The following is a 10,768-nucleotide window of genomic DNA, read 5'->3' on the forward strand; positions in this document are numbered from 1 at the left end:
TCCGGCCGTTGGCCGTGCCGGTCCCGCTATCCGTGGCGGCCTCGCGCCAGCCGTCTCGCGCCGCCGGCTGTCCTTGCGTTACCGCTCCGCTCGCCTGCTGCCCGGCTCGTGCCCTTGTCCGGGCCGTGGTGGCTTGATCTTGGAGCGACGAGGGCAGCTGGGCGGTGGCCGGGAGGAGGCGACCGGGTTTGGGAAGGTGGTTGCGTTGGGGCCTCGGCTTACCCGCCGCCTCGGTGCGGGTGGATCTTGGGATCGGGGCGGGGGTGTAACGGTGTGCCGGGGTGGGGCGCTTTTAGGTTGTGACTTCTTTGGCGATTCTGGAAGGACCTATGGGCGACATCTGGGCATACCGGGTCAGCCGGCAGGGCGACATCTCGCTCGTCGCCCTTTCCGGGGAAGTGGACATGAGTGCCGAGGAGGAGCTTGCTGACGTGCTTCTGGCCGAGCTTCGGCGTCCCGGCACCGCGGTGCTGCGGGTTGATCTGGACGCGGTCACCTTCCTGGACTCGTCCGCGATCAATGTGCTCGTCCAGGTCTTCAACACGGCCCGGGAGTCCGGTCGGCATCTGCACATCGTGCGGGCGCATCGCACGCCCTTGATGGTGCTGGAGATGACCGGGCTCATGCCGTTGCTCGCCCCCGACGAGGGCGACGAGCAGTAGGGGTTTGTCAGCGGCCCAGGTCGGTGAGGATGCGTTTGGCCGCGTTGTGGCCTGCTGCGCCGATCACGCTGCCCGCCGGGTGGGCTCCGGCCGAGCCCGCGTACAGGCCGTCGAGGCCTGTTGCGTACGGCATCCGCTCGTTGAACGCCACCGTGTTGTCGACGTGGTGGATGTGCCCGCCGGTGATGCCGAAGTGCTTCTCGATGCCCTGCGGCGACAGCGGCATCGTGTCCGCCACCAGGTCGCTTGTGCCCGGGGCGTACCGGTCGACCAGGGCCAGCAGCCGGTCGACGTAGCCGGGGAGCTCCGCCTCCCAGGTCGAGTCGGCCAGCTCGTACGGCACCGACTGGACGAACAGCGCCGACGAGTGGTGGCCCGCCTCGTCCTGCAGGGACGGGTCGACCGTGGTGTGCAGGTACCACTCGATGGTGGGTTCCTCCGGCAGCCGGCCCGCCTGCACCTCCGCCCACATCGCCCGCAGCGCCGCCATCGACGAGTCCTTGCCGTCCAGGCCCGCGGAGCCCGGCAGCAGGTGGATCGTCGAGCCGAACGGGGACGGGCTCTCCGGGGGCAGGCACGAGAAGCGGGGCAGGTCGCGCAGGGCCAGGTTCACCTTCAGTGTCGTGCCCGTCCGGCGGACCGCGGCCATCCGGTCGGTCAGGGCCGTGGGCAGCGCGCCCTCCGGGACCAGGCTCATCAGCCGGTACGGGTCGCAGGAGCCCAGCACCACCCGGGCCGAGATCGCCCGCCCGTCGGCCAGCACCACGCCCGTGGCAGCCCCCTGGGAGACCGTCACCGAGGCGACCGGGGTGTTGGTGAACAGCGACGCTCCGGCGGCGCGGGCGGCGTCGGCGAACGTGCGGGAGACCGTGCCCATGCCGCCCTTGGCGACCATCCAGGTGCCGTCCGAGCCGGGCAGCCGGCACATGTTGTGCACCAGGAAGTTGTGGCCCGTGCCCGGGTCGTCGGGGCCGGCGTTCAGGCCGGAGAGGCCGTCGGTGACCGCGTACATGCTCATCAGCAGGTCGCTCTTGAAGCCGAACCGGGCCAGGTAGTCCACCACCGAGCCGCGGACCAGGTCGATGAAGGTGCTCTGCAGCTGCGGCCGGATGTGCCGGTCGGCGATCTGCTCGACCGAGCCGGGCTCCTCCAGCCAGGCCGGCGCCAGGTCGGCGCGCAGCGCGGCGATCTCCACCTGCATCGCCTCGTCGGCGGCCACGTCGCGGGGCGAGAAGAACCGTTCCAGCTGCGCGCGGGTCGCTGCGCGGTCGGTGCCGAAGAGCAGGTACGGCGACCCCGGCCCGCCCGGCGTCGGCAGGAAGTAGTGCGGGTCGCGGCGCAGCACCGGGATGTCCACGTCGAGCGTGCGCAGCAGCTCTGGCGGCATCAGGCCGAGCAGGTACGAGCCGGTGGACTGGCCCAGCCCGGGCACCTTGGCGAACGGCCGCTCGGTGCGGGTGGCGCCGCCGAGCACGTCCGCGGCCTCCAGCACCACGACGTCGAGTCCGGCACGGGCCAGCAGCACCGCGGAGACCAGGCCGTTGTGGCCGGCCCCGATGATCACCACGTCCGCGCGTTCCGGCAGAGAGCTCATGGCAGCGGAGCCTAGCGCGCCAATCGGCTGACGGTCCGGGCCAGTTCGACCTCAAAAAGCGGCTCCACGTCCGTCATGGCCCAGCGGAGATGGCCGAACACCTCCATCGCCACGATCCCGTACAGCCGGGTCCAGGCCGCCACGAACAGGTAGATCACGGGCAGCGGGAACCGGTCACCGAAGGTGTCCAGGTACGGCTTGAACAGCTCGCGCAGCGCCGGGTCGGGCAGATCCGGGGCCGTGCCGCCGAACGGGTGGCGGGCGTAGTGCTCACCCAGCACAGTGAAGAAGGTCTCCCCGAACCGCGCGCCGGCGTCGTTGAGCGGTCCGTGCCGCTCGGCGCACGGGGTGACGCCCGGGACCGGGCTGCCGAACATCAGCGCGAACTCGGCGGGGCGCTCCAGCGACCAGCGGCGGAAGGCCCGGGCCATGTGGCCGACCCGGACCAGCGGCGGGTCGTCGCCGTGCTCGGTGGCGGCGTCCACGACCGCGGCCCGCAGGTCCTCGAAGAGATCGGTGACCACCGCCAGGATCAGGGCGTCCAGGCTGGGGAAGTAGCGGTACAGGGCGGGGGCGGTCATGCCGAGGTCGCGGGCGATGGCCCGGAGCGAGATGGCGGTGGGCCCACCGGCCACGAGCAGGCGGCGGGCGGCGTCCTTGATCTCGGTGACGGTCTCCGCACGCAGCCGGGCGCGGCGGCTGGGCGTGGTCGTCGTCATGGCGGGCTCCGTTGACGTAGGCGAACGGCGTTTGGAAAAGTAAACGGCGTTCACGGCGGTGGTGTCCAGGACAGGTGAGGCGACTCTAACGGTCGCCACGGGAGGCGGGCGGATGTTCGGCTGGTGGGGCAAAGCGGTCATCCGGTGGCGCCGGTGGGTCGTCGCCGTGGCCGTCGCGCTGGTCGTGGCCGGGGCGACCTGGGGCGCGGGGGTCTTCGGCGCGCTGACCGGCGGCGGCTACGACGACCCGAACAGTCCGTCGAACAGGGCGGCCGCGGGCATCGCCGCGCAGCTCGGCCAGCGCGATCCGGACGTGCTCGTGCTCTGGTCCAGCGACACGCTGACGGTGACCGATCCGGCCTTCCGGACCGCGGTGGCCGGCGCCGTCGAGCGGATCCGGGGCGCGGCCGACGTCGCCCGGGTCGCCGCCTACACCGATGCGGGGGCGCCGCCCGCCCTGGTCAGCACCGATCAGCGGGCCACCTACGCGGCGATCTACCTGCGGGCCACGGACGAGGACGGCCTGCTGGCCGCGTACCACCGGATAGCGCCGGCCCTCGCCGCGCCGGGCCTGCGCACCGAGGTCGGGGGTCTGGTCGCCTTCACCGACCAGGCGAACACGCAGACCGAGCAGGACATCACCCGGGCCGAGATCTTCTCGTTGCCGGTCCTGTTCGTGCTGCTGGTGCTGATCTTCCGCGGGCTGATCGCCGCGCTGTCGCCGCTGGTCATCGGCGGCATCGCGATCCTCGGCGCGTTTGTCGCCGTGCGCGCGCTGACCTACGTGACCGACATCTCGGTCTTCGCGATCAACGTCATCACGCTGCTCGGGCTGGGCATGGCCGTGGACTACTCGCTGTTCGTGGTGAGCCGGTTCCGGGAGGAGCTGGCCGCGGGCCGGGACGTGCCCGCCGCCATCGCGGTCACGGTGGCGACGGCCGGCCGTACCGTGATGGTCTCGGGGCTGACCATCGTGCTGGCGCTGTCCAGCTTGCTGATCTTTCCGCAGCCGTTCCTCGGCGGCATGGCCATCGGCGGCATGGCCGCCGTGCTGGTCGCGATGCTGGCCGCGCTGACCGTGCTGCCCGCGGTCCTGTCCCTGCTCGGCCACCGCATCGACAAGCTGCGCATCCCGCTGCGGCGCGGCGTGCACCCGGGCGCCGGCTGGGCCCGGATCGCCCGCAGCGTGATGCGCCGCCCGGTGCTGTACGTGGCCGGCGTGCTGATCGTCCTCATGGCGTTCGCGGCGCCGTTCCTGCGGGTCGAGTTCGGCGGCTTCGACGAGCGGGTGCTGCCGGTCGGCAGCTCGGCCCGGACCGTCGGCGAGCGGCTGGCCGGCGAGTTCCCGGGCGGCGGGGAGAACCCGATCACCGTGCTGGTGACCGGCGCCCCGGCGGCCGAGCTGGCCGGCCGGATCGGCGGGCTGCCGGGCGTCGCGGCCGCCACGGTGACCGCCGAGCGCGGCGCCGCGGCGCTGATCACCGTGCGGTATCCGGACACGCTGTCCCGGGGCGAGGCCCGCGACCTGGTGACGCGGATCCGCGCCCTGCCCGCGCCGGCCGGGGCCGAGGTGCTGGTCGGCGGCCGGCCCGCGGTTGACCTCGACCTGCTGGAGAGCCTGGCCGGCCGGCTGCCGTGGATGGCGCTGATCATGGCCGTCGCCACCATGCTGCTGCTCTTCCTGGCCTTCGGCTCGGTGCTGCTGCCGGTCAAGGCGGTGCTGATGAACCTGGTCTCGATCGGCGCGTCGTTCGGGGTGGTGGTCTGGATCTTCCAGGACGGCAACCTGGAGGGCCTGCTGCGCTTCGAGTCCACCGGCTTCATCGAGCCCAGCAACATGATCCTGGTGCTCGCCGTGCTCTTCGGCCTGGCCACCGACTACGAGGTGTTCCTGCTCTCCCGGGTCCGGGAGGAGTGGGACGCCACCGGCGACAACACCGCGGCGGTCGCCGCCGGGCTGCAGCGCACCGGCGGCATCATCACCGCCGCCGCGGTGCTGCTGATCACCGTGGTGGCCGGCTTCGCCACCGGCGGGGTGACCGTCATCAAGACCATCGGGGTCGGCATGATCGTGGCGATCATCGTGGACGCGACGCTGGTCAGGGCGTTGCTGGTGCCGGGGACGATGCGGCTGCTGGGTCGCTGGAACTGGTGGGCGCCGGGACCGCTGGGCCGCCTCTACGGGCGTTTCGGGATCCATGAGTCCGCTGAGCCCGTTGGTAGGCGCTGGCGCTCCGGGTCGCCGCATAGCCGGCCAGCAGGATGACGTGGAACAGGTAGAGCCAGAGCCCGACGGCGACCGTGCCGCCGATCTCGGCGAAACCGCCGAACGGCACCCCGAGGTCCAGCGGCAGGGCGCAGAACAGCACAAAGCCGTGCAGGAAGCCGGAGAGGTTCGCCGCGGTGAACGAGCCCACCAGCGTCGTGGCCAGCCACTCCGGGCGGCCCGGCGCCACGCCGCGGTAGACCCAGATGACCACCGGGGTCAGCACCAGCCAGGCGGCCAGGAACGACAGCACCACCCCGGCCACGGCGTACCAGCCGCCGCGGACCCAGAGGCCGCTGGTCACCGGCAGGGCCAGGAACAGCGCCAGCAGCAGCGCCGGGGAGGCGGCCAGCAGGGGCAGCCAGAGGATCCGGCCGCGCCAGCCGACCAGCGCCTCGCCCGGCTCGCGCAGGGACACGAAGGCGCGGCGCAGGCCCTCGCCGTACAGGGTGGCGGGGAGCAGGCTGGCCAGGGCCAGCATCGGCGTCAGGTGCAGGCCCGCCTCGATCAGCGCCGACAGGGCCCGGGGCGCGCCGATCGCGTCCGGCAGGGCGGCGATCGTGTGCCCGGTGAGCCGGCGGACCCGGTCGGCGCCGGCGATCAGGCCGGTGATCCAGATCGCCAGCAGGGCCACCGGCACCACGGCGATCCCGGCATAGAAGGTGACCGCGGCGGCGTGCAGCGACAGGTCGCGTCCGCGGAGCAGCCGGAAGGGCGCCGACAGTGGGGGGAGGGCCATATCCGATACATACCCACTCCATGACCGCCGTGACACGGCAGAGGAAGATGGCCTCATGCGTGAGTTGGTACTGCTCGGCTCGACCGGGTCCATCGGGACCCAGGCCATCGACATCGTCCGGCGCAACCCGGACAAGTTCCGGGTGGTCGCGCTCGGCGCCGGCGGCGGCAACGTCGAAGTGCTCGCCGCGCAGGCCCTGGAGCTGGCCGTCGACGTGGTCGGCGTGGCCCGGTCCAGCGTCGTGCAGGACCTGCAGCTCGCGTTCTACGCCGAGGCCCAGAAGCGCGGCTGGGCCATCGGCGACTTCAAGCTGCCGAAGATCGTGGCCGGCCCGCAGGCGATGACCGAGCTCGCCCAGTGGCCCTGTGACGTGGTGCTCAACGGGGTGGTGGGCAGTCTCGGGCTGGCGCCGACGCTGGCGGCGCTGCGCTGCGGACGTACCCTCGCGCTCGCCAACAAGGAGTCGCTCGTGGCCGGCGGCCCGCTGGTCAAGGCCGCGGTGACGCGGCCGGGGCAGATCGTGCCGGTCGACTCGGAGCATTCCGCCCTGGCCCAGTGCCTGCGCGGCGGGTCCGCCGCCGAGGTGCGGCGGTTGATCCTGACCGCGAGCGGGGGAGCGTTCCGCGACCGCCGGCGCGCCGAGCTGACGGACGTCACCCCGGAGGAGGCGCTCAAGCACCCGACCTGGGACATGGGCCCGGTGGTGACGATCAACTCGGCGACCATGGTCAACAAGGGGCTCGAGGTGATCGAGGCGCACGAGTTGTTCGACGTGCCCTACACCGCCATCGAGGTCATGGTGCACCCGCAGTCGGTGCTGCACTCGCTGGTCGAGTTCGCCGACGGTTCCACGCTGGCCCAGGCCAGCCCGCCGGACATGCGGCTGCCGATCGCGCTGGCGCTGGCCTGGCCGGAGCGGGTGGCCGATGCCGCGGCCGCCGTCGACTGGACGCTGGCGCACAACTGGGAGCTGCGGCCGCTGGACGACGAGGCGTTCCCGGCCGTACGGCTGGCCAAGGCCGCGGGCACCGCGGGCCGCTGCCGCCCGGCGATCTACAACGCCGCCAACGAGGAGTGTGTGGCCGCATTCGTGTCCGGTCGGCTACCTTTTCTGGGCATCGTCGAGACTCTCGAGGCGGTGCTCGCGGCGGCGCCTGATTTCGACGAGCCGGGTACCGTCGAGGACGTGCTGACCGCGGAGGCCTGGGCGCGTGCCCAGGCGCAGCGGATGATCGCTACTGCGGCTGAAGGAGCCTGATGCTGTACTGGTTGGGGACGGCGGCCTTCGCGCTGGCAATCTTGATCTCGGTGAGCCTGCACGAGCTCGGCCACATGATCACGGCCAAGCGGTACGGGATGAAGGTCACCCAGTACTTCGTCGGGTTCGGCCCGACCATCTTCTCGTTCCGCCGCGGCGAGACCGAGTACGGCCTCAAGGCCATCCCGCTCGGCGGCTTCTGCAAGATCGTCGGGATGACGCCGCAGGACGACGACGTCTCCGAGCAGGACCAGCCGCGGGCGATGTGGCGCTTCCCGGTGTGGAAGCGCACGGTCGTGATGTCGGCCGGCTCGCTCACCCACTTCGCGCTGGCCATAGTCGCCGCCTGGTGCGCCGCGGTCTTCGTCGGCCTGCCCAACCCCGAGGTGCCGCAGACCGTCCAGCAGCAGGTCGCGCTCCCGGCCCGGATCACCGTCGCCGACTGCGTGCAGATCGTGCTGACCGAGACCGAGTGCAAGGCGGGCACCGGCACCGACGTGGCCGCCCCCTCGGCGGCCGCGGGTCTCAGGACCGGGGACATCATCACCAAGGTCGGCCAGGTGCCGATCACCAGCTACGGCCAGCTCACCGACGTGATCCGGGCCACCAAGCCGGGCCCGACGGTCTTCGAGTACACCCGCGACGGCCAGCCCGGCAGCACCACAGTGACGATGATCGCCGCGAAGCGCCCGCCGCTGGCCGACCCGGACGGCGCGGTCGCCGAGGTCTCGGTGGTCGGCATCGGCCAGAGCATCGACATTCCCGGCACGCTCACCTACGGCCCGATCGACGCCATCGGCGCCAGCCTGCGCTACGACTGGAGCCTGGTCGAGGGCTCGTTCGTGGCGATGAAGCGGATCCCCGAGAAGATCCCGGCGCTCTGGAACTCGATCACCGGCTCGGAACGCGACCCGAACACCCCGATCAGCGTCATCGGCGCGAGCCGGCTGGGCGGCGAGGCGATCGAGCGCGGCGTACCGGAGATCTTCCTGCTGATCTTCATCTCGCTGAACGTCTTCATCGGCATCTTCAACCTGCTGCCGCTGCTGCCCCTGGACGGCGGCCACATCGCCATCGCCTGGTACGAACGGGTCCGCTCCTGGGTCTACGGCAAGCTGCACAAGCCCGACCCCGGCCGCGTCGACTACTTCAAGCTGATGCCGTTGACGTACGCGGTCATCCTGATCGGTGGCGCGTTCACCCTCCTGACCGCCACGGCCGACGTGATCAACCCCATCACCATCTTCTCAAAGTGAGAGTGCGCACATGACCGCTGTCAGTCTCGGTATGCCGGCCGTACCGCCGCCGCCGCTGGCCACCCGCCGGCTCAGCCGCCAGATCATGGTCGGCAACGTGCCGGTCGGCGGCGGCGCGCCGGTGAGCGTGCAGTCGATGACCACCACGCTGACCTCCGACATCAACGCCACCCTCCAGCAGATCGCGGAACTGACCGCCTCGGGCTGCCAGATCGTCCGGGTGGCGGTGCCGTCCCAGGACGACGTCGAGGCACTGCCGGCCATCGCCCGCAAGTCGCAGATCCCGGTGATCGCCGACATCCACTTCCAGCCCCGCTACGTCTTCGCCGCGATCGACGCCGGCTGCGCGGCCGTCCGGGTCAACCCCGGCAACATCCGCCAGTTCGACGACAAGGTCAAGGAGATCGCGAAGGCCGCCGGCGACGCGAACGTCCCGATCCGGATCGGCGTCAACGCGGGCTCCCTCGACAAGCGCATCCTGGAGAAGTACGGCAAGGCCACGGCCGAGGCCCTGGTCGAGTCGGCCCTGTGGGAATGCTCGCTCTTCGAGGAGCACGGCTTCCGCGACATCAAGATCTCGGTCAAGCACAACGACCCGGTCGTGATGATCCGCGCCTACCGCCAGCTCGCCGCGCAGTGCGACTACCCGCTGCACCTCGGCGTGACAGAAGCCGGCCCGGCCTTCCAGGGCACGATCAAGAGCGCGGTGGCCTTCGGCGCCCTGCTGGCCGAAGGCATCGGCGACACCATCCGCGTCTCGCTGAGCGCCCCGCCGGTCGAGGAGATCAAGGTCGGCCAGGGCATCCTGGAATCCCTGGGCCTGCGCGAACGAGGCCTGGAAATCGTCTCCTGCCCCTCCTGCGGCCGCGCCCAGGTCGACGTGTACACGCTGGCCGAGCAGGTGACGGCGGCCCTGGAGGGCTTCCCGGTGCCGCTGCGGGTCGCGGTCATGGGCTGCGTGGTGAACGGCCCGGGCGAGGCGCGCGAGGCCGACCTGGGCGTGGCATCGGGCAACGGCAAGGGCCAGATCTTCGTGAAGGGCCAGGTCATCAAGACGGTCCCGGAATCGATCATCGTGGAAACCCTGGTTGAGGAAGCCCTGCGCCTGGCAGACCAGATGGGCGCGGAACTCCCGGAAGAACTCCGCGACCTCGTCCCCGGCCCGACGGTGACCGTGCACTGACCTCTCGGAGCAGGGCGCGCTCTTGGTGGTGCGCCCTCTTCTTTCCGGTACGGCGCGGGTGGCGGGCCAACCGCAACACCGTCGCCTGCCCGCACGGGGGCCCGGGGCTCACTGCGCATGCGGCCTGAGCTGTCGGGGCGCGGTCCGGTTCGGTGCTTGCCGGGGGCGCGGCCTGGTGCGTGCTGCGGTTTGCTGCTGGTTGGTCCGCGACTTGGTCGGCTCGCGGTCCGCCCCCGGTTTACGGTCCGTCCCCGGCTCGTGGTCCGTCCCCGGCTCGTGGTCCGCCCCCGGTTTGCGGTCCGCCCCGGCTCGCGGTCCGTCCGCCCCGGCTCGCGGTCCGTCCGCCCCGGCTCGCGGTCCGTCCGCTCCGGCTCGTGGTCCGTCGGTCCCCGGCTCGTGGTCCGTCGGTCCCCGGCTCGTGGTCCGTCGGTCCCCGGCTCGTGGTCCGTCGGTCCCCGGCTCACGGTCCGTCGGTCCCCGGCTCGCGGTCCGCCGCGGCCTGCTGCTCGGTTGGCTGGCGGCTCCGTTTGCTTGTGGCCCGCACGGCCTGCGGTCCGGATGAGCGTGCCGCGGCATACCGGCGGCGGGCTTGCAGACCGCGCGGCTCAGGATTCGCGACGGGTCCGGTTGTGGCCGGAGGTTCTCCGCGCGGAGAGTGCGCTCGGAGGACAGGGCTCGCACTGATGCGACGAACCTCGGGAGACCGCTTCGCGCCGCTGGATGATCTCAAGCTCTGCGCCGTGGTTCTACAAGATCAACTGGGGTCCCGGGCTTGATCACCAACCGCGCCAGGGCGTCATCCACTGCCGTTGCTTCGCCGCGCGAATGGCCGAATCGTCCACCGAGGAATCTTGGAGAGCTGCGGTTAGCCCGACTTTCGTCATTTCTGGATCACGGTCCCTCCGTGATCCAGCCCGTTGCCGGGTTCGTCCGGTATGCAGGATTGGCCCTTTCGAGAGTGTGTGGCGGCAGTGGAGGTTGAGGGGGTCATCTCAGGAGGAAAGGGGCGCGAGTGGTGGACCTTGTAGCGGTGTTTGTGCCCTGAACAGCGAAGGAGTTGTGTTTGTAGGCAGGCTCTGGAGTTGATGCTG

7 protein-coding genes and 1 pseudogene are annotated in these 10,768 nt (G+C 71.4%); 5 read left to right on the plus strand and 3 right to left on the minus strand.

The genetic code is table 11. The features are described from left to right. The first annotated feature begins 329 nt into the window (after window positions 1–329). The gene (locus tag ACIBQZ_RS41455; protein WP_396094447.1) at window positions 330–662 is read left to right on the plus strand and encodes an STAS domain-containing protein; all 333 of its coding nucleotides are present in this window, start codon (window positions 330–332) and stop codon (window positions 660–662) included. Window positions 663–669: 7 nt separating this feature from the next. Here the strand turns inward: ACIBQZ_RS41455 and ACIBQZ_RS41460 are convergent, their stop codons facing one another. Both ACIBQZ_RS41460 and ACIBQZ_RS41465 read right to left on the minus strand, forming a co-directional pair. Next, complete coding sequence (locus ACIBQZ_RS41460) at window positions 670–2,256, minus strand: phytoene desaturase family protein (protein WP_396094448.1); 1,587 nt, start codon at window positions 2,254–2,256, stop codon at window positions 670–672. An 11-nt stretch (window positions 2,257–2,267) separates the two neighbouring features. Continuing rightward, on the minus strand, window positions 2,268–2,975 hold the full coding sequence (locus ACIBQZ_RS41465; RefSeq protein ID WP_396094449.1) for a TetR/AcrR family transcriptional regulator: 708 nt from the start codon (window positions 2,973–2,975) through the stop codon (window positions 2,268–2,270). 112 nt (window positions 2,976–3,087) lie between these two features. Between ACIBQZ_RS41465 and ACIBQZ_RS41470 the strand changes: the two are divergent. Further along, window positions 3,088–5,076, plus strand: a pseudogene (locus ACIBQZ_RS41470) (MMPL family transporter); the annotation flags it as partial. Here ACIBQZ_RS41470 and ACIBQZ_RS41475 read toward each other — a convergent pair. Further along, a complete protein-coding gene (locus tag ACIBQZ_RS41475) occupies window positions 5,075–5,980 on the minus strand; it encodes a YhjD/YihY/BrkB family envelope integrity protein (RefSeq protein WP_396094450.1) in 906 nt (301 codons plus the stop codon). The pseudogene ACIBQZ_RS41470 and the gene ACIBQZ_RS41475 overlap by 2 nt on opposite strands. A 55-nt stretch (window positions 5,981–6,035) precedes the next feature. On the opposite strand from ACIBQZ_RS41475, the gene dxr reads away from it, so the two are divergent. From dxr to ispG, 3 genes are read left to right on the plus strand one after another with little or no spacing between them, the layout of a single operon-like run. Then, entirely contained in the window at window positions 6,036–7,238 is a 1,203-nt protein-coding gene (gene dxr / locus ACIBQZ_RS41480; protein ID WP_396094451.1) for a 1-deoxy-D-xylulose-5-phosphate reductoisomerase, read from the plus strand. After that, on the plus strand, window positions 7,238–8,494 hold the full coding sequence (locus ACIBQZ_RS41485) for a M50 family metallopeptidase (RefSeq protein WP_396094452.1): 1,257 nt from the start codon (window positions 7,238–7,240) through the stop codon (window positions 8,492–8,494). The genes dxr and ACIBQZ_RS41485 overlap by 1 nt, the downstream gene beginning before the upstream one ends. A gap of 10 nt (window positions 8,495–8,504) precedes the next feature. Next, window positions 8,505–9,677, plus strand: a complete 1,173-nt coding sequence (gene ispG, locus ACIBQZ_RS41490; RefSeq protein ID WP_396094453.1) for a flavodoxin-dependent (E)-4-hydroxy-3-methylbut-2-enyl-diphosphate synthase — start codon at window positions 8,505–8,507, stop codon at window positions 9,675–9,677. The last annotated feature ends 1,091 nt before the right edge of the window (window positions 9,678–10,768 follow it).

Source organism: Actinoplanes sp. NPDC049599 (assembly GCF_044465625.1).
Lineage (GTDB): Bacteria > Actinomycetota > Actinomycetes > Mycobacteriales > Micromonosporaceae > Actinoplanes.

Coding starts and splice junctions, on each gene's coding strand:
- ACIBQZ_RS41465 (WP_396094449.1), bottom strand. CDS start 2,975: ATGACGACGACCACGCCCAGCCGCCGCGCCCGGCTGCGTGCGGAGACC.
- ACIBQZ_RS41485 (WP_396094452.1), top strand. CDS start 7,238: ATGCTGTACTGGTTGGGGACGGCGGCCTTCGCGCTGGCAATCTTGATC.
- ACIBQZ_RS41460 (WP_396094448.1), bottom strand. CDS start 2,256: ATGAGCTCTCTGCCGGAACGCGCGGACGTGGTGATCATCGGGGCCGGC.
- ACIBQZ_RS41455 (WP_396094447.1), top strand. CDS start 330: ATGGGCGACATCTGGGCATACCGGGTCAGCCGGCAGGGCGACATCTCG.
- dxr (WP_396094451.1), top strand. CDS start 6,036: ATGCGTGAGTTGGTACTGCTCGGCTCGACCGGGTCCATCGGGACCCAG.
- ACIBQZ_RS41475 (WP_396094450.1), bottom strand. CDS start 5,980: ATGGCCCTCCCCCCACTGTCGGCGCCCTTCCGGCTGCTCCGCGGACGC.
- ispG (WP_396094453.1), top strand. CDS start 8,505: ATGACCGCTGTCAGTCTCGGTATGCCGGCCGTACCGCCGCCGCCGCTG.